The 17,052-nt window shown below is 66.8% G+C and carries 19 protein-coding genes; 11 read left to right on the plus strand and 8 right to left on the minus strand.

Annotated elements, in window-relative coordinates; all coding sequences use genetic code 11:
- Positions 1–24: 24 nt before the first annotated feature.
- The 5 genes from ACW6W5_RS08745 to zwf form a co-directional block, all read right to left on the minus strand.
- Entirely contained in the window at positions 25–684 is a 660-nt protein-coding gene (locus ACW6W5_RS08745; protein WP_152151554.1) for a bifunctional 4-hydroxy-2-oxoglutarate aldolase/2-dehydro-3-deoxy-phosphogluconate aldolase, read from the minus strand.
- Positions 685–884: 200 nt separating this feature from the next.
- Positions 885–2,801, minus strand: a complete 1,917-nt coding sequence (gene edd / locus ACW6W5_RS08750; protein ID WP_152151556.1) for a phosphogluconate dehydratase — start codon at positions 2,799–2,801, stop codon at positions 885–887.
- Between the two features lie 45 nt (positions 2,802–2,846).
- Complete coding sequence (gene pgl, locus ACW6W5_RS08755; RefSeq protein ID WP_123728961.1) at positions 2,847–3,569, minus strand: 6-phosphogluconolactonase; 723 nt, start codon at positions 3,567–3,569, stop codon at positions 2,847–2,849.
- Positions 3,566–4,573 carry a glucokinase gene (gene glk / locus ACW6W5_RS08760; protein ID WP_121041860.1) on the minus strand — a complete coding sequence of 336 codons (1,008 nt, stop codon included), beginning with the start codon at positions 4,571–4,573 and terminating at the stop codon, positions 3,566–3,568. Before glk ends, pgl begins: the two co-directional genes overlap by 4 nt.
- The gene (gene zwf / locus ACW6W5_RS08765; protein ID WP_121041862.1) at positions 4,570–6,009 is read right to left on the minus strand and encodes a glucose-6-phosphate dehydrogenase; all 1,440 of its coding nucleotides are present in this window, start codon (positions 6,007–6,009) and stop codon (positions 4,570–4,572) included. Before zwf ends, glk begins: the two co-directional genes overlap by 4 nt.
- Before the next feature lie 354 nt (positions 6,010–6,363).
- Between zwf and ACW6W5_RS08770 the strand changes: the two genes are divergently transcribed.
- Positions 6,364–7,455: an ABC transporter ATP-binding protein gene (locus ACW6W5_RS08770; protein WP_152151558.1), complete on the plus strand. Its 1,092-nt coding sequence runs from the start codon at positions 6,364–6,366 to the stop codon at positions 7,453–7,455.
- A gap of 130 nt (positions 7,456–7,585) precedes the next feature.
- On the opposite strand, the gene ygfZ is transcribed toward ACW6W5_RS08770, so the two are convergent.
- Positions 7,586–8,455, minus strand: coding sequence for a CAF17-like 4Fe-4S cluster assembly/insertion protein YgfZ (ygfZ, locus tag ACW6W5_RS08775; RefSeq protein ID WP_152151560.1), 870 nt, complete (start codon positions 8,453–8,455; stop codon positions 7,586–7,588).
- 39 nt (positions 8,456–8,494) lie between these two features.
- Between ygfZ and ACW6W5_RS08780 the strand changes: the two genes are divergently transcribed.
- From ACW6W5_RS08780 to ACW6W5_RS08825, 10 genes are all read left to right on the plus strand, one after another.
- A complete protein-coding gene (locus ACW6W5_RS08780; RefSeq protein WP_102788321.1) occupies positions 8,495–8,668 on the plus strand; it encodes a DUF1674 domain-containing protein in 174 nt (57 codons plus the stop codon).
- Positions 8,669–8,724: 56 nt separating this feature from the next.
- Positions 8,725–9,117, plus strand: coding sequence for a succinate dehydrogenase, cytochrome b556 subunit (sdhC, locus tag ACW6W5_RS08785; RefSeq protein WP_046273608.1), 393 nt, complete (start codon positions 8,725–8,727; stop codon positions 9,115–9,117).
- Positions 9,114–9,500 carry a succinate dehydrogenase, hydrophobic membrane anchor protein gene (sdhD, locus tag ACW6W5_RS08790; RefSeq protein WP_121041868.1) on the plus strand — a complete coding sequence of 129 codons (387 nt, stop codon included), beginning with the start codon at positions 9,114–9,116 and terminating at the stop codon, positions 9,498–9,500. Before sdhC ends, sdhD begins: the two co-directional genes overlap by 4 nt.
- 31 nt (positions 9,501–9,531) lie before the next feature.
- Positions 9,532–11,322: a succinate dehydrogenase flavoprotein subunit gene (gene sdhA, locus ACW6W5_RS08795; protein WP_121041870.1), complete on the plus strand. Its 1,791-nt coding sequence runs from the start codon at positions 9,532–9,534 to the stop codon at positions 11,320–11,322.
- A gap of 163 nt (positions 11,323–11,485) precedes the next feature.
- Positions 11,486–12,271, plus strand: coding sequence for a succinate dehydrogenase iron-sulfur subunit (locus ACW6W5_RS08800; protein WP_088432210.1), 786 nt, complete (start codon positions 11,486–11,488; stop codon positions 12,269–12,271).
- A gap of 105 nt (positions 12,272–12,376) precedes the next feature.
- Positions 12,377–12,625, plus strand: a complete 249-nt coding sequence (locus tag ACW6W5_RS08805) for an FAD assembly factor SdhE (RefSeq protein WP_019183252.1) — start codon at positions 12,377–12,379, stop codon at positions 12,623–12,625.
- The gene (locus tag ACW6W5_RS08810) at positions 12,576–13,025 is read left to right on the plus strand and encodes a hypothetical protein (protein WP_152151562.1); all 450 of its coding nucleotides are present in this window, start codon (positions 12,576–12,578) and stop codon (positions 13,023–13,025) included. The genes ACW6W5_RS08805 and ACW6W5_RS08810 overlap by 50 nt, the downstream gene beginning before the upstream one ends.
- 23 nt (positions 13,026–13,048) lie before the next feature.
- Positions 13,049–14,290 (plus strand): lipoprotein-releasing ABC transporter permease subunit, encoded by a 1,242-nt coding sequence (locus ACW6W5_RS08815; protein ID WP_088432207.1) that lies wholly within the window; start codon positions 13,049–13,051, stop codon positions 14,288–14,290.
- The gene (lolD, locus tag ACW6W5_RS08820; protein WP_152151563.1) at positions 14,283–14,996 is read left to right on the plus strand and encodes a lipoprotein-releasing ABC transporter ATP-binding protein LolD; all 714 of its coding nucleotides are present in this window, start codon (positions 14,283–14,285) and stop codon (positions 14,994–14,996) included. Before ACW6W5_RS08815 ends, lolD begins: the two co-directional genes overlap by 8 nt.
- A gap of 105 nt (positions 14,997–15,101) precedes the next feature.
- A complete protein-coding gene (locus ACW6W5_RS08825) occupies positions 15,102–15,566 on the plus strand; it encodes a DUF6491 family protein (RefSeq protein ID WP_152151565.1) in 465 nt (154 codons plus the stop codon).
- A gap of 63 nt (positions 15,567–15,629) precedes the next feature.
- Here ACW6W5_RS08825 and ACW6W5_RS08830 read toward each other — a convergent pair whose 3' ends face one another.
- Positions 15,630–15,899 (minus strand): oxidative damage protection protein, encoded by a 270-nt coding sequence (locus ACW6W5_RS08830; protein WP_088432204.1) that lies wholly within the window; start codon positions 15,897–15,899, stop codon positions 15,630–15,632.
- 4 nt (positions 15,900–15,903) lie between these two features.
- Positions 15,904–17,043, minus strand: a complete 1,140-nt coding sequence (gene mutY, locus ACW6W5_RS08835; protein ID WP_152151567.1) for an A/G-specific adenine glycosylase — start codon at positions 17,041–17,043, stop codon at positions 15,904–15,906.
- Positions 17,044–17,052 lie beyond the last annotated feature (9 nt).

Raw genomic sequence — 17,052 nt, forward strand, 5'->3', positions numbered from 1 at the left:
CCGGGCATGCCCGGGCGTTTTCGTTCAGTGCGCGCGGACCCGCGCCACGATCTTCGCGGCCTGGGCCGCACTCTCGCGCACCTTGTCCCACTCACCGCGCTCGATCCAACCGCCCGGCACCATCCACGAACCGCCGATGCAGACCACGTTCTTCTGCTCCAGGTACTCGGCCGCCGTGTCTTCGGTGATGCCACCGGTCGGGCACAGCTTCAGATCCGGAATCGGACCGGCCAGACCCTTGATCATCGCCAGCCCGCCCACGGCCGAGGCCGGGAACAACTTGCACGCCCGGAAGCCGCGCGCATACAGCGCCAGCATTTCCGTCGGCGACGCCGCACCCGGCACCACCGGCAACGGCGCCTGCGCCAACGCATCGGCCATATGCGCCGGCGTACCCGGCGTGACCAGGAAATCGGCACCGGCATCGATCGACTGCTGCATCTGCTCCACGGTCAACACCGTGCCCGCACCCACCACCACATCCGGCAGCTCGCGCTTGAGCATGGCAAGCGCGTCCATCGCCACCGGCGTACGCAGCGTCAGCTCGATCGCCGGCAGCCCGCCCTCCAACAACGCCGCACTGACCGCACGGGCCTGATCCAGCGTATGCACGGTCACCACCGGCAGAATGCCGGCAGCCTTCAACAGGGTTTCAGCGCGCGTCTGATGTTCGGCGATGCTCATGCGTTTCCAATCCTTCTTTTCATCAATGTCTGCAGCGCGAACGACGCGCCGGAATGTGTCGGGAGGCAGCGGGATGGCCCCAACCAGGACCGTTACAGCGCCATGGATGGCGCTGACGAGCCCCCATGGATGGGTTCACGGCGCGTCCTGGTTGGGGCCATCCCGCTGCCTCAACCAGGAAACCCCACCGCCGCGTCAGCTCACGCGTCCTTACCCTCATGCGGCGCATCCGCCGCCGCGGCATCATGCCCAAGCTCGTATTCGGCATCGTAATTCCAGATGCTGCCGTCATCGGCCGCCGGCCCACACGAAATCGACATCGCGCCCTGATCGGCCGGGCCCACCAGACGGCGGCTCATCGCGAACAAATTGCGGCCCAGATCATGTGCCGCCGGCGCGGTGTTCGGCGCCGGCTCACGTGCCGCGAACTCGGCCGCGTCCACCAACAGCTCCAGCGTGCCGGCCTCACCATCCAGACGGATGATGTCGCCTTCGCGCACGCGTGCCAGCGGACCGCCACGCGAGGCTTCCGGCGTCATGTGGATCGCCGCCGGGAACTTGCCCGAGGCACCCGACAGACGACCATCGGTGACCAGCGCCACGCGACGGCCCTGGTTCTGCAGCAGGCCCAGCAGCGGCGCCAGCGAATGCAGCTCCGGCATGCCGTTGGAGCGCGGGCCCTGGTAACGGACCACTGCCACGAAATCGTGCGGCAGCACACCGGCGGCGTGCAGCTTGTTGAGTACCTGCGGCGCATCGACCACCACCGCCGGTGCTTCGATCGTGCGGAACTCCGGCTTCACCGCCGACAGCTTGATCAGCGAACGGCCGAGGTTGCCGCGCAGCAGGCGCAGGCCGCCCTGCGACTCGAACGGATTGGCCACGCCACGCACCACATCCGGATCGGCGCTCTCGCGCACGCCATCGATGTAGGTCAGCTTGCCGTCGCGCAGCGCCGGCTCCTGGCCGTACTGGTGCATGCCGCCTTCGGCCACGGTCTGCAGGTCGGCATGCATCAGGCCGGCCTCCATCAGCTCGCGGAACACGAACGCGGTGCCGCCGGCCGCGGCGAAGCGGTTCACGTCGGCTTCGCCGTTCGGATAGACGCGGGCCAGCAACGGAATCAGCTGCGAGAGCTGGTCCATGTCGTCCCAGGTCAGCACGATGCCGGCCGCACGCGCCACGGCGATCCAGTGGATGGTGTGGTTGGTCGAGCCGCCGGTGGCCATCAGGGTGACCACCGCGTTGACGATCGCGCGTTCGTCGATCAAGCGGCCGAGCGGCCGGAAGTCGTCGCCCAGGGCGCTGATTTCCAGTGCGCGCACCGCCGCGTGGCGGGTCAGTGCGTCGCGCAGGGGTGTATCCGGATTGACGAACGAGGCGCCCGGCATCTGCACGCCCATCGCTTCGAGCAGGGTCTGGTTGGAATTGGCGGTGCCGTAGAAGGTGCAGGTGCCGGCGCCATGGTACGAAGCGGCTTCGGCTTCCAGCAGTTCCTCGCGGGTCGCCTGGCCGGCCGCGTAGCGCTCGCGCACTTCGGCCTTCTGCTTGTTCGGGATGCCCGGGGTCATCGGGCCGGCCGGCAGGAAGATCGCCGGCAGGTGACCGAAGGCCAGCGCGCCGATCAGCAGGCCGGGCACGATCTTGTCGCAGACGCCGAGGTAGACGCTGGCGTCGAACATGTCATGGCTCAGGCCGATCGCGGTCGACTGGGCGATCACATCGCGCGAGAACAGCGACAGTTCCATGCCGCCGCGGCCTTGGGTGACGCCGTCGCACATCGCCGGCACGCCACCGGCGACCTGTGCGGTCGCACCGAGTTCGCGCGCGGTCTCGCGCAGGATCTCCGGGTAATGCTCGAACGGCTGGTGTGCCGAAAGCATGTCGTTGTACGCGGTGATGATGCCCAGGTTGGGCGTCACGCCGCCGCGCAGGCGCGACTTGTCGGTCGGGCCGCACGCGGCGAACCCGTGGGCGAGGTTGCCGCAGCTCAGGCGCGAGCGGAACGGACCGTCGCGCAGTGCTGCGTCGACACCGGCCAGGTAGGCGGCGCGGGAGGCGACGCTGCGCTGGACGATGCGCTCGGTGATGGCATGGAGTTTGGGATGCAGGCTCATTGGCTACCGGCTATGAGAAGGCGAACGGAACAACACCAGGGCAACTCAGTCACACCAGTGGACGCGCAGTTTCGCGCCGTCGAGATCGATCGCATTGAGGATGGGATACAGCTGCGGATTGTTGCTTTCCAGCGCGTGCTTGAGCACTTCCAGCTTCTGCTTGCCACGCAGCAGCAACAGGCGCTGGCGACTCTGCTTCAAGCCATGCGGGGTGAGGGTGATGCGCAGCGGCCACTGATTGGCACCGGGGCAGCCGGTGGCATCCAGCGCCGCGTAGGGCAGGGTGCTTTCCAGGGCGCGGGTCAGATCCTTCGAACCCGGGAACAGCGAGGCGGTGTGGCCGTCGTTGCCCATGCCGATCACGCTCAGGCACGGCCGCTGGCTGTGCTGGGCCTGCAGGTTGGCGCTGTAGACGCATTCGGGCAGCGGCTTGCCGACCCGCACCAGCGGATCGAAATGCGCGCCTTCGGCACGGGTGAGGAAGCTCTCCCGCACCAGCCAGGCATTGCTGTCGCGATCCTGCGGTGACAGCCAGCGCTCATCGACCAGGCTCACTTCCACCCGGTCCCATTGAACATCCAGCTCGGCCAGTGCCTGGTAGATCGGCGCCGGCGTGGTGCCGCCGGAGAGCAACATGCGCGCCCGGCCGAACTCGGCGATGTCGCGGTTGAGCTCAGCGGCCATTTCAGCGGCCACGGCCTCGATCCAGCCATCGGCATCGCCGTGACGGATCAGGGTGAAACGATCGGACGTATCCAGGGTATTCATGCGGTGCCTCCCGGCAGATCGCGTTCCACATCCGCCGCATACGCGGCCGCGCCGAGCAGGCCCGGGCTGGGGTGCATCACGGCCAGCGACGGCACCTTGGACATGATCGAAGAGAAGCGGCCCTTGTGTTCAAAGCGCTGGCGGAAGCCGGAATGCTGCAGCGAATCGAGCATCTTCGGCACCAGGCCGCCGGTCAGGAACACGCCATCCCAGGCGCCCTGCATCAGCACCAGGTCACCGGCGATCGCGCCGAACACCGCGCAGAACACATCCACGGTCCGCATCGCCTGCGGGTCGCCATGCAGCGCACGCGCGGTGACGTCCACCGGCTGCAGTTGGCCCGGGTCGATGTCGGCCATCTCGCACACGGCGCGATGGATGTTGACCAGACCCGGGCCGCAGATCAGGCGTTCGTTGGAGACACGGCCGAACTGCTCGGAGAGGATCTCCAGGATGCGGATCTCTTCCGGCGTCCCGGGCGGGAAGCTGACGTGGCCACCCTCGGTTTCCAGCGGATAGCAGCGGCCGTGGCGCAGGATCAACCCGCCCACGCCCAGCCCGGTGCCGGGGCCGATCACCGCATAGTTGCGCGGCTGGCCCGGCTTGCCCGGCACCCACGCCGCGCCGCCGACCTGGATCACATCCTGCGGCTGCAGCAGCGAGATGGCCATCGCCTGGGCGGCGAAGTCGTTGATCAGGTGCAACTCATCGAAGCCGAGCATGTGCGCGGTGCGCATGCGCGAGATCACCCACGGGTGATTGGTGATGCGCGCTTCGTCACCGTCCACGCGGCCGGCCACGGCGAACACGCCGCGCTTGGCTTCTGCGCCGATCTGCTCGAGATAGTGCCGTGCCGCTTCGCCCAGCGAAGGGAAATCAGCGACGGCGAATTCGCGGATGCTGTCCTGCTGCAGCGGCGCGGCCAGCGAGGTGTCGGCGAGCGCGAAGCGAGCGTTGGTACCGCCGATATCCGCGACGAGGACCGGCTGGGACAACACCGTCATGCCTGGCCACCACGGGCAGCGTCGGCGTCGGCATCGGCGGGCAGGAAGCCGGCAGCTTGTTCCGGACCCCATTCGCCGGCCGGGTAGGGCTGCAGCGGCAGCTTGGCTTCCTTCCATGCGTCGCTGACGCTGTCGATCCAGGCCCAGGCCGCGCGCACTTCGTCATCACGCACGAACAGCGCGTGGTTGCCGTTGAAGGCATCCAGGAACAGGCGCTCGTAGGCGATGCGGCGGTGCAGGCCGGTGGGTACGGACAGCTCCAGTTCCAGCGGGTGCAGTTCCAGCGCCCCCCATTCCGGGCCGGCCAGCGAGCTCATCAGGCCCAGCTCGATGTTTTCCTGCGGCTGCAGCTGGAAGGTGATCCGGTTCGGGGTGGCGTTACCGCGGTGCGGGCGCTCGAACAGCCAATGCGTGACCGGCTTGAGCGTGACCACCACGCGGGTGGTCCGCTCGGCCAGGCGCTTGCCGGTGACCAGATGGAACGGCACGCCGGACCAGCGCCAGTTGTCGATATGCGCGGTGACGCCGGCGAAGGTTTCCACATCGCTGCCTTCCGGCGGCTGGTAGGCCTGCGCGGGCTGGCCGTTGATGGTGCCGGCCGTGTAGCGGCCACGCACGCTGTCACGCGCGGCATGCTTGGCATCCAGCGGGCGCAGGGCGCGCAGGACTTTGACCTTCTCATCGCGGATGCGATCGGCCTCCAGCGAGGCCGGCGGCTCCATCGCGACCAGGCACAGCAGCTGCAGGATGTGGCTCTGGACCATGTCGCGCAGCGCACCGGAGCGGGCGTAATACGCATCGCGGCCGTCCACGCCCTCGCTCTCGGCGACCAGGATGTGCACCGATTCGATGTAGTTGCGGTTCCAGACGGCCTCGAGCAGCGTGTTGCCGAAGCGCAGCGCGATCAGGTTCTGCACCGCGGCCTTGCCCAGGTAATGATCCAGGCGGAACACGCGGTCTTCGTCGATCCACTGGCCGATGGTGGAGATGATCTCCTCGGCGCTGGCGCTGTCGCTGCCGATCGGCTTTTCCAGCATCAGCCGGTGCGGTGCGGCCAGTGCGCCGCCCTTGGCCAGGCCTTCGCAGGTGGAGATGTACAGGCCCGGCGGGATCGCCAGGTAGCTCACGCAGTGGCGGTCGACCAGGTCATGGACCGATTCGGCCACCGACTCGGGATTGCGCAGATCCACCGAACGGTAGTCGATGCGCTGCAGCAGCGAGTGGATGTCGTCCTGGCTGGCCATGGGCATGGCCTGCTGCAGGCGTGGGCGCAGGATCTCGCGGAAGGCCTCGGTATCGTGCGGCGACAGCGCCAGCGCACGGACCTTGAAGTCTTCGGGGAGCAGGCCGTCGCCCAGCAATCGCAGCAGCGAGGGGAACAGATAGCGCTGGGCCAAGTCACCTGTGGCGCCAAACAGGAAGAGGGTGTCGTGCATCGCTCGAGTTTCAGATCCGGGTGACATCGTTGTCAATCGCTTCTCGTCTATGTTCTCGGGGGTCGGGCGGGGTCCGTTGTCTGCTTGTTGCGGGTGCAGCACGCCCCATGGATTCCGCCCGGCATGATGGCCTGCCGACCGGGTGTCGTGGGAGATATCGCATCCTCCCCGGCATCCCGATCACGGCCGACCATCGGATAGTGCCACGTGAAAACGTTTACATGGCAGAATGCGCAGACTGTATTCGATTGCAGTGGTCGCCGTCATGCGGCACCACGCCATCGACCTGCCATCGGGAGGGCCGAAGGCAGTTCCGCATAACAGCCCGGAGACCGGGCGGACTGGAATGGTGATATGGCAAAAGTGCAGTTGCAGGGCGTTCGCAAGGTCTACGACAACGGTCAGGTGGCCGTGCAGGGCGCGACCTTCGAAGTGGCCGATGGTGAATTGATGGTGCTGGTGGGGCCGTCCGGGTGTGGCAAGTCCACACTGCTGCGCATGGTGGCCGGGCTGGAAGAGATCAGTGGCGGCACGCTGACGATCGGCGACCGCGTGGTCAACGACGTGGCGCCCAAGGATCGCGACATCGCGATGGTGTTCCAGAGCTACGCGCTGTACCCGCACATGACCGTGGCCGAGAACCTGGCGTTCGGCCTGAAGCTGCGCGGCCACGACAAGGCGACGATCAGCAAGCGGGTCAGCGAGGCGGCCGAAACGCTCGGCCTGACCGACATGCTCGACAAGCTGCCCAAGGCGATGTCCGGTGGCCAGCGTCAGCGCGTCGCGCTGGGCCGTGCGCTGGTGCGCGAGCCGGCAGTGTTCCTGCTGGATGAGCCACTCTCCAACCTGGACGCCAAGCTGCGTCACAGCGTGCGCACGGAAATCGCGCAGCTGCACCGCAAGCTGGGCACCACCATGATCTACGTGACCCACGATCAGGTGGAAGCGATGACCCTGGGCCAGCGCATCGTGGTGCTCAAGGATGGCGTGATCCAGCAGATCGATACCCCGATGGCGCTGTACGACCGGCCGGCCAACCTGTTCGTGGCCGGCTTCCTCGGCAGCCCGGCGATGAACGTGCTGCGCGGCACTCTGCAGCGCACCGACAGTGGCTTCGCCGTGCAGGACACCAGGCTGACCGCACCGCTGGGCCAGGCCCGGGTCGATCAGGCGTGGGTCGGCAAGGCGATCGCCGTGGGCGTGCGCCCGGAGCATCTGCAGCCGGCCGCCGCCGGTGAGGCAACGGCCTTCGAAGCGATGATCGATGGCATCGAGCCGGTCGGCAACGAGATCTTCGTCAACATGACCAGTGGCGGCCAGCCGTTGGTGATGCGCGTGGCGCCGCAGGCGTTGCCGTCCGTCGGTGAGCCGATCCGGGTGGCGATCCAGCCGCAGGGCCTGCACTTCTTCGACGCAGAGACCGGCGAGCGCTTGAACGACGCGTAAGGCGCGGACGGGTTACCGGGTTACGGGTTGCCGGCCAGCGGCCGGCATTGCCGCGCGGCAGGTCACACGCGTTGGTCGTGACCGCGGCCGGGGCGGGGGGGCGGACGCATCGACCACCGGTCGATGTCTATTACCGCGCCAGACCGTCCAGCAACGGCAGGTGGGCGGCTTCAACCCCGCCGACCGACAGCGGCTCCGGCGCGATCTCCAGCGGCAGCACCGCCAGGGCCAGGTCACCGGCCACAGAGGCTACCGTGCCGATCGCCGCCGCGTCCTGGTGCACCTGCGTGCCGCTGGTCGTGCCCTCCACGACCCGCAGCAGCTGCAGGGCGCGCTTGGCCTTGCCGAGGAAATGGGTGCGGGCCACGATTTCCTGGCCCGGGTAGCAGCCCTTCTTGACGCTGTACCCGTTCAGGCGGTCCAGCCCGAGCTGCTGTGGCGTCCACTGTTCACGCTGATCGGCATCCAGCCGCGGCAGCCCATAGCGAAGGTCGGACTGGCGCCAGGCCAGCGCGATATCCGCACTGTCGGCCGCACCGGCCACGGCATCGGCCGCACCGATCCGCAGGCTGCGCGGAAGTACGTCGCTGCCGAGGTCCAGTTCGAGGTTTTCGCCGGCAAGTTGCGCAATCGCGGCCCCGGAGGCCGCTTCGGGCGCGGTGAAGCTCGCCACCACCGCCAGATCGTTTCGCAGCTCGATCCGCACCTTGCGGCGGAATACAAAACGCTGCAACTGCGACGCAATCGCATCGGCATCGCCGTCGGCGAGCAGCAGCACGATGCGCTCCTCGTCCAGCCGCAACAGCTGGAACACAGCAATGGTGCGGCCCTTGGCCGTCAGCCAGGCGCTCCACTGCCAATGTCGCAGGGGCAGGGCGGTGACGTCGCTGGAGAATTGGGCATGGGCGAAGGCGGCCGCATCGGCACCGCTGAGACTGAGCAGCTGGTGACCGGGGAGGCGCGAAAAGCCGGCGAAATCGGAGGGCAGGTTGTCAGGCACGTGAACGGGGTCTAAAATTTGTGCGTTGCGAGAACACCCATGATAGGCCAAACAACCCCCACTCCAGATTCTGAAGCTGAAGGCACGCTGGTACCGGAGGAGCAACCGCTCCCCGCGACGCCGGCAGTGCCTTTGGAAATCGGCGGCCGCGGCGGACTTGATCCGGTGCGGTACGGAGATTGGGAAAAAAACGGACGCTGCATCGATTTTTGATCAGCATTGAGCCAACGCGGCATTGCGCCGCCCAGCCGAGATAACGAGCCCAGCGAATGGCCGCCAGAGAACGTCCCCTTTCCCCGCACCTTCAGGTGTATCGCTGGCAGATTCAGATGGCCACCTCGATCCTGCATCGAGCGACCGGCATCTTTCTGTCTGTTGGAGCCCTGATCATTGCCGGCGGCCTGCTCGCCCTGATGATGGGTCCTGAATCCTGGAACTGCTTCACCGGCCACGCCGGTAGCTGGTACGGCAAGCTCTTCCTGTTCGCCTGGACCTGGTCCTTCGCCTACCACCTGTGCAATGGCATCCGCCATATCGTGCAGGACTTCGCGATCGGCTTCTCCATTCCCGCCTTCGTGCGCAGCAGCTGGGTCTCGGTCTTCGCCAGCCTGGTGATCACCGCCCTGATCTGGGCCTATGTCTTCATGGGAGCGGCCGCATGAACAAGTACCGTACCCCGCTGAAGAACGTGCGTGGCCTGGGCGCTGCCAAGACCGGCACCGAGCACTTCGTGATGCAGCGCCTGACCGCCACCGCGCTGGTCGGCCTGACCATCTGGTTCCTGGTGTTCGTACTGAGCCTGATCGGCGCCGATTACGTGACCGCCACCGACGCGGTATCCAAGCCGTGGAACGCGGTGCTGCTGGTCGGCTTCCTGGTCGCGATGTTCTGGCATGCCCAGCTCGGCCTGCAGGTCGTGCTGGAAGACTACATCCACAATTCGCTGCTGGCCCTGGCGCTGCAGACCACGGTGAAGTTCATCGCCGTGCTCGGCGGGATCGTCAGTGTTTTCGCGGTCGCCCGCATTACGCTCGGCGTCGCCTGAGTCCAGGCACCAAGACAGGAATCCAGATTAGATGTCCGCTTACAAGATTACGGAACACAAGTACGACATGGTCGTGGTCGGCGCCGGCGGTGCTGGCCTGCGCGCCACGTTCGGTCTTGCCGCCAAGGGCCTGCAGACGGTCTGCCTGACCAAGGTCTTCCCGACCCGTTCGCACACCGTGGCCGCGCAGGGCGGTATTTCCGCCGCGCTGGGCAACATGGGTGAAGACGACTGGCGCTACCACTTCTTCGACACCATCAAGGGCTCGGATTGGCTGGGTGACCAGGACGCCATCGAGTACATGTGTCGCGAAGCGATCCCGGCCATCATCGAACTGGAACACTACGGTGTGCCGTTCAGCCGTACCGAAGAAGGCAAGATCTACCAGCGCCCGTTCGGTGGCATGACCACCAAGTACGGCGAAGGCCCGTCCGCGCAGCGCACCTGCGCCGCCGCCGACCGTACCGGCCACGCCATGCTGCACACGCTGTACCAGCAGTCGCTGGCGCACAACGCACGCTTCATGATCGAGTACTTCGCCCTCGACCTGATCTTCGATGATGAAGGCGTCTGCCGCGGCGTGCTCGCGCTGGACATGGCCGACGGCTCGCTGCACCTGTTCCGCGCCCATGGCGTGGTGCTGGCCACCGGCGGCTACGGCCGCGCCTACTTCAGCGCCACCTCGGCCCACACCTGCACCGGCGACGGCGGCGGTCTGGTCATGCGTGCCGGCCTGCCGATGCAGGACATGGAGTTCGTGCAGTTCCATCCGACCGGTATCTACGGCGCGGGCTGCCTGATCACCGAAGGCGTGCGTGGCGAAGGCGGCATCCTGCGCAACAGCAACGGCGAGCGCTTCATGGAACGCTATGCACCGCACTATAAGGATCTGGCCTCGCGCGACGTGGTGTCGCGTTCGATGACCATCGAGATCCGCGAAGGCCGCGGCGTCGGCGAGCACAAGGATCACATCCTGCTCGACCTGACCCACCTCGGCCCGGGCGTCATCGACGACAAGCTGCCGGGTATCGCCGAAAGCGCCCGCATCTTCGCCGGCGTGGACGTGCACAAGCAGCCGATCCCGGTCATCCCGACCGTGCACTACAACATGGGCGGCATCCCGACCAACTACCACGGCGAAGTCGTGCGCAAGGTCGGCGACAACCCCGATGCGGTCGTGCCGGGCCTGTACGCCATCGGCGAAGCGGCCTGCGTGTCCGTGCACGGCGCCAACCGCCTGGGCTCGAACTCGCTGCTGGATCTGGTCGTGTTCGGCCGTGCGGTGGCCAACCGCTGCGCCGACACCATCAAGTCCGGCGCACCGCACAAGACCCTGCCGTCCGATGCCTGCGACAAGGCCCTGGGCCTGCTCGACAAGCTGCGTTACGCCAACGGCGACACCCCGACCTCGGTCATCCGCGATCGCATGCAGCGCACCATGCAGAACGACGCGGCGGTGTTCCGTACCAGCAAGACGCTGGAAGAGGGCTGCACCAAGATGGCCGAGATCTTCGACTCCTTCCAGGACGTCAAGGTCTCCGACCGTTCGCTGGTGTGGAACTCGGACCTGATCGAAACCTACGAGCTGAACAACCTGCTGCTCAACGCGGTGGCGACGATCAACTCGGCCGAACAGCGCAAGGAAAGCCGCGGCGCGCATGCGCATGAGGACTTCCCGGACCGCGACGACGTCAACTGGCAGAAGCACACGCTGGTCAACGTCGACGAGAACGGCAAGTGCGAGTTCGACTACCGTCCGGTCCACATGTACACGCTGAGCAAGGACGTGGACGTCGTCCCGCCCAAGCCGCGCGTTTACTAAGAGACCTGCGGCATGACCTCCGTCCACGCAGCGCTCGCCACCGCCACCTCCCGCACGGGTGGGGTGGTGCGTGCGCCGCGGGCCGGTGGTGTCGACTTCCTCATCTTCCGTGCTACCCGCGCCTGCTCTGCAGCGCGAGCCGCCTGAGCCAACGAGAACAGCCATGGCCGAGTTTTCCCTCCCCAAGAATTCCAAGATCGGAAAGGGCAAGCACTTCCCCGCCCAGACCGGTGCGAAGAACACCCGCACCTTCAAGATCTACCGCTGGAGTCCAGACGACGACAGCAATCCGCGCACCGATACGTATGAGATCGATCTGGACGCCTGCGGCCCGATGGTCCTGGACGCGCTGATCAAGATCAAGAACGAGATCGATCCGACCCTGACCTTCCGCCGTTCGTGCCGCGAGGGTATCTGCGGTTCGTGCGCGATGAACATCGACGGCACCAACACGCTGGCCTGCACCCGCGCGATCGCCGATTGCGGCAAGGCCGAAGTGCCGATCTACCCGCTGCCGCACATGAGCGTGGTCAAGGATCTGGTGCCGGACCTGACCCATTTCTACGCGCAGTACGCCTCGATCAAGCCGTGGATCCGTACCCAGACCCCGCCGCCGCCGGATCGTGAGCGCCTGCAGTCGCCGGAAGACCGCAAGAAGCTCGATGGCCTGTACGAATGCATCCTGTGCGCCTGCTGCTCGACCAGCTGCCCGAGCTACTGGTGGAACGGCGAGCGTTACCTGGGCCCGGCCATCCTGCTGCAGGCCTACCGCTGGATCATCGACTCGCGCGATGAAGACACCGGTGCGCGCCTGGACGAGCTGGAAGACCCCTTCAAGCTGTACCGCTGCCACACCATCATGAACTGCTCGCGGACCTGCCCGAAGGGCCTGAACCCGGCGCTGGCCATTGCCGAGATCAAGAAGCTGATGATGGCGCGTCGCGCCTGATCCAAGTGTGTCCTGTAGCGCCACGCCATGCGTGGCTTCGCAGAAAATGATCGAAACGGTCGAGCCACGCCATGCGTGGCTTTGCCTTATCTGGAAACGCAGAAAATGGACGAAGCCACTGAACTGAAAAAGCTGCGCTGGCGTTGCCGCCGCGGCATGCGCGAGCTGGACCAGCTGTTCGGCCGATACCTGGACCGTTGCTGGCTGCAGGCACCGACAGACGAGCGGGAGGTTTTCCTGTTCCTGCTCGAGAGCGAGGACGATAAGTTGTGGCGCTGGTTCATGGGTTACGAGGAGTGCCCGCATGCCGCGCCCGCCGCCCTCATCGCCCGGATCCGCGCCCTTCCAGCGTGAGTGGCATCCCTCGCGCTGGCAGTGCCGCGCGCTGATCGCCATGGGCGCGGTGATGCCCTGGGCGTTGTGGGCGACCGATCTGCCCGCGCCGTGGGGCCTGGCGCTGGGCATGGTGGCGATGGCCGGCACCTGGTGGGAGGCGTGGCGATATGCGCGCCGCCCGGGCTGCGTCTTCGTGATTCCGGCGGACGAAGACCCGGCGCAGGTGGATGGCGAGCCGGTCGAGGCGCTGCAGATGCGGCGCCGCGGCCCGCTGGTGCAGTTGGCCTGGCGGCACGACGGGCGCCGCCACTGGCGTTTGTTCTGGCCCGATACGCTTCCGCAGGGGCAGGCACGTGAACTGCGACTAGCCGTCCGGGCACACTGCATTTCCCGTTCACCCCCTGCAGTGGCACCATAGCCTGAATTGTCCGGCGTACCTGCATGTTCAAACCCATACCTGTCTCGATTGGCCTGCGCTACCTGCGCGCCAAACGCCGCAACGGCTTCATCTCCTTCATATCCATGGCCTCGATCCTCGGCATTGCCCTGGGCGTGACCGTGCTGATCACCACGCTGGCGGTCATGAGCGGTTTCCAGAAGGAAATCCGCGATCGGCTGCTGCAGATGACCGCGCATACCACCATCACCACCGACGGTGCCCCCATGGCCGATTGGGCGCATGCGGTGGAGGTGGCCAAGAAGGATCCGCGGGTTGCCGGCGCGGCGCCGTACATCGAAATCCAGGCCATGCTCAGCGGGCCGCGGGTGCAGGGCGCCATCGTGCAGGGCATCGATCCGGCGCTGGAGCCCAACGTCTCGGTGATCAACCAGAAGGTCAAGAAAGGCAGCTTCGACAGCCTGACCGCAGGCAGCTACAACCTGCTGGTCGGCCAGGAGCTGGCGATCTACCTCGGTGTCGGCGTGGGCGATACCGTGCTGGTCACGTTGGCCGAAGTGCAGGGCACGCCGATCGGCGCGATCCCGCGCATGAAACGCTTCACCGTGAGCGGCATCTTCGAAGCCGGTTACAACGAGGTCGACCGCGGCGTGGCCTACGCCAACATGGCCGATCTGGAAAAAGTACTGCGCATCGATGGCGTCACCGGCGTGCGCCTGAAGCTGCATGACATGGACAAGGCGCTGGATGTCGGCGTCGATCTGGCCCACAACCTGACCGGTGCCTACCGGGTCAGCGACTGGACCCAGCAGAACGCCAACCTCTACCACTCGCTGCGGATGGAGAAGGTGGTGATGGGCATCCTGCTCTCGCTGATCATCGCCATGGGCGCGTTCAACCTGGTCTCCTCGCAGGTGATGCTGGTCACCGACAAGCAGGCCGACATCGCGATCCTGCGCACCCTGGGCCTGACCCCGGGCGGCGTCATGCAGGTGTTCATGGTGCAGGGCTCGCTGATCGGCATCTTCGGCACGGTGCTCGGCGTGATCGGTGGCATCACCCTGACCTTGAACCTGGAGCGCATCCTCGGCGCGATCGAGACCCTGTTCAACGTCAAGCTGCTGCCGGAGGACGTGTACTACATCACCGGCCTGCCGACCGACATGCAGACCCCGGACATCATCGTGATCACCGCCGTGGCACTGGTCATGAGCTTCCTTGCCACCCTGTATCCCGCCTGGCGCGCGGCACGCACCCAGCCGGCGGAGGCCCTGCGTTATGAATGAAGCACTCACCCTGGGCCAGGAAGTCATCCGCGCCGAAGCGCTGGCCAAGACCTATGCCGAAGGCCGCATGCAGACCCCCGTGTTCAACGGGCTGGACCTGCGCGTAGCGGCCGGCGAGACCGTGGCCATCATCGGTGCTTCCGGCGCCGGCAAGAGCACCCTGCTGCATCTGCTGGGGGGGCTGGATACGCCGACGGCGGGCGAGGTCTACGTGGCCGGCCAGCGCATGTCCGGCCTGTCCGACAGCCAGCGCGGGCAGCTGCGCAACCGCGCGCTCGGCTTCGTGTACCAGTTCCATCACCTGCTGCCCGAATTCACCGCGCTGGAAAACGTGATGATGCCGGTGCTGCTCGGTGGCGAAGAAGTGGTCGACGCGCGCACCCGTGCGCAGGCGCTGCTGGAATCGGTCGGCCTGGGCCATCGCCGGGACCACAAGCCGGGCGAGCTCTCCGGCGGCGAGCGTCAGCGTGCGGCCGTAGCCCGCGCCTTGGTCAACCGTCCGGCCTGCGTGCTGGGCGATGAGCCGACCGGCAACCTCGACGACAAGACCGCCGCGACCGTGTTCGAGCTGATGCTCGAGCTCAACCGCGCGCACCACACCAGCCTGGTCCTGGTGACCCACGACCGCTCCCTGGCACGCAAGCTGGACCGCGTGCTGGAGCTGCGCGAAGGGCGGCTGCACAGCCTGGCCCACAGCGAGGTCTGAGCAGGCAACCGTGCCTGCCTGAGCGCTGAACACCCGGCGGGTTCCTCTCGCCGGGAGCACGCCGGGCGGCGCATGATCGGCGCACATTCCCCAGCAGGAGGCGTCATGAAGCTGACCCTTGCCATCGCGGCCCTGTGCCTTGGGCTGGCCGCGTGCGCCAGTACCGGCCGCCTGTCCACCGCGCAGAAGCTCGATCTCTACCGCGCCCACGCCGGGCCGCCGCAGCAGGACATGCCGCTGTACGGCTCGCTGTCGGGCTGGACGGCTCTCGGCGACAGTGCGCTGGCGGTCTGGACGCGCCCGAGCGAGGGCTATCTGCTGGATCTGACCGGGCCGTGCCAAGGGTTGGACTATGCCTCGGCGATCGGTCTGACCAGCAGGATCGGCCGCGTTTCGTCACGCTTTGACAAGGTGCTGGTGCGCGATCCGACGGCCGGCCCGGTCAATCTGCCGTGCTTCATCAGCAGCATCCGCAAGCTGGATACCAAGGCGTTGCGCGCGTCCGAGCAGGAGCTGCGCCAGGCACAGGTGCAGGAGCGCGAAGAAGGCCAGCAGTCGCCAACCCGGTAGTGCCGGCCGCTGGCCGGCAACCGGATCCCGACCATACCGACCGTTGGTCGGTATCAGAGCCGATCAGGCCTCCGGTACGAACCCGGCCGGCTTCTCGGCGCCACCGCTGAAGAGGTACTTCACCAGTTCCTCTTCGAGGAACGCACGGTGCTTGGGATCCCGCGGCGACAGCCGGTTTTCGTTGATCAGCATGGTCTGGTGCGCCAGCCACGCGGACCACGCCGGCTTGCCGATGTGGTTGAAGATGCGCTGGCCCAGCTCGCCGGGGTAGGGCACGAAGTCCAGGCCTTCGGCGTCGCGTTGTTCGTACTGGCAGAAAACGGTGCGGGGCATAGCGTTACTCGATGTCTTGGGATGTTGCTGCGCGCCGCATTGTACGGCGCTTGGGCTGAGCGGGCGGTGCGCCGGTCTGGAGCAGCTTGCGGATCGGGGCGGGCAGGCCCAGCGTGGCCAGCTCCTCGGCAGCGACCCAGCGCACGCCGGCATCCTTACCGCGCGAGCCCTGTACCGTTGCCACCAGTACCTGCAGATGCAGCCGGTAGTGGCTGAAGGTGTGCTCCAGCACCGGCAACGGCTCGGCATCGTCCAGCGAGCCGTCGATGTGCGCGTCGAACCAGTCCTGCAACGCGATCCCGCTGTCGGCCTGGGGCAGGGTCCACAGCTGCGCCCAGATGCCGGTGTCCGGCCGCTTCTGCAGCAGCACCCGGCCGCGTGCATCGCGCAGCAGCAGCGCCACCGCCTCGCGCTCGGGCAAGGTCTTGCCCGGTTTGGGTGTCGGCAGCTGATCGGTACGCCCCTCGCGACAGGCGACGCAGGTGGTCTGCAGCGGACAGATCACGCAGGCCGGCTTGCTGCGGCTGCAGACACTGGCGCCGAGGTCCATCTGCGCCTGGGTGTAATCGACCATGCGCGTTCCGGGTACCTGCGCTGCGTGCCCCTCGGCGACCGCCCAGAGCTGCTTTTCGATCGCCGGCAGTCCGGGAAAGCCCTCGATGCCGTGATAGCGGGTCAACACGCGTTTGACGTTGCCATCCAGGATCGCGAAGCGATCATTCCAGGCCTGGCTGAGAATCGCGCCCGCGGTGCTGCGGCCGATGCCCGGCAGCGCATGCAAGGCATCGAAATCACGCGGCAGCTCGCCGCCGTGCAGCTCGACGCAGCGCTGCGCGGCGGCATGCAGGTTGCGGGCACGGGCGTAATAGCCAAGGCCTGCCCACTGCGCCATCACCGCATCATTGCTCGCCGCGGCGAGGTCGGGCAGGGTCGGGAACGCCTCGAGGAACTTCAGGAAGTACGGAATGACCGTGCTGACCTGGGTCTGCTGCAGCATGATTTCCGACAGCCATACGCGGTACGGCGAGCGCGGGTGCTGCCACGGCAGGTCATGCCGGCCGTGGTCATCGAACCAGTGCAACAGCCGCGAGACGAAGACATCGTCGGTCGGCAACGGGGCACTGGCGGTAGGCTGGCGGGTCATGCAGGTTCC

Source organism: Stenotrophomonas sp. IS26, from assembly GCF_054188265.1.

Bases quoted from the DNA above. Each gene is read 5' to 3' on its own strand.
- ACW6W5_RS08745 (WP_152151554.1), bottom strand. From the start codon at position 684: ATGAGCATCGCCGAACATCAGACGCGCGCTGAAACCCTGTTGAAGGCT.
- edd (WP_152151556.1), bottom strand. From the start codon at position 2,801: ATGAGCCTGCATCCCAAACTCCATGCCATCACCGAGCGCATCGTCCAG.
- pgl (WP_123728961.1), bottom strand. From the start codon at position 3,569: ATGAATACCCTGGATACGTCCGATCGTTTCACCCTGATCCGTCACGGC.
- glk (WP_121041860.1), bottom strand. From the start codon at position 4,573: ATGACGGTGTTGTCCCAGCCGGTCCTCGTCGCGGATATCGGCGGTACC.
- zwf (WP_121041862.1), bottom strand. From the start codon at position 6,009: ATGCACGACACCCTCTTCCTGTTTGGCGCCACAGGTGACTTGGCCCAG.
- ACW6W5_RS08770 (WP_152151558.1), top strand. From the start codon at position 6,364: ATGGCAAAAGTGCAGTTGCAGGGCGTTCGCAAGGTCTACGACAACGGT.
- ACW6W5_RS08780 (WP_102788321.1), top strand. From the start codon at position 8,495: ATGATAGGCCAAACAACCCCCACTCCAGATTCTGAAGCTGAAGGCACG.
- sdhC (WP_046273608.1), top strand. From the start codon at position 8,725: ATGGCCGCCAGAGAACGTCCCCTTTCCCCGCACCTTCAGGTGTATCGC.
- sdhD (WP_121041868.1), top strand. From the start codon at position 9,114: ATGAACAAGTACCGTACCCCGCTGAAGAACGTGCGTGGCCTGGGCGCT.
- sdhA (WP_121041870.1), top strand. From the start codon at position 9,532: ATGTCCGCTTACAAGATTACGGAACACAAGTACGACATGGTCGTGGTC.
- ACW6W5_RS08800 (WP_088432210.1), top strand. From the start codon at position 11,486: ATGGCCGAGTTTTCCCTCCCCAAGAATTCCAAGATCGGAAAGGGCAAG.
- ACW6W5_RS08805 (WP_019183252.1), top strand. From the start codon at position 12,377: ATGGACGAAGCCACTGAACTGAAAAAGCTGCGCTGGCGTTGCCGCCGC.
- ACW6W5_RS08810 (WP_152151562.1), top strand. From the start codon at position 12,576: ATGCCGCGCCCGCCGCCCTCATCGCCCGGATCCGCGCCCTTCCAGCGT.
- ACW6W5_RS08815 (WP_088432207.1), top strand. From the start codon at position 13,049: ATGTTCAAACCCATACCTGTCTCGATTGGCCTGCGCTACCTGCGCGCC.
- lolD (WP_152151563.1), top strand. From the start codon at position 14,283: ATGAATGAAGCACTCACCCTGGGCCAGGAAGTCATCCGCGCCGAAGCG.
- ACW6W5_RS08825 (WP_152151565.1), top strand. From the start codon at position 15,102: ATGAAGCTGACCCTTGCCATCGCGGCCCTGTGCCTTGGGCTGGCCGCG.
- ACW6W5_RS08830 (WP_088432204.1), bottom strand. From the start codon at position 15,899: ATGCCCCGCACCGTTTTCTGCCAGTACGAACAACGCGACGCCGAAGGC.
- mutY (WP_152151567.1), bottom strand. From the start codon at position 17,043: ATGACCCGCCAGCCTACCGCCAGTGCCCCGTTGCCGACCGACGATGTC.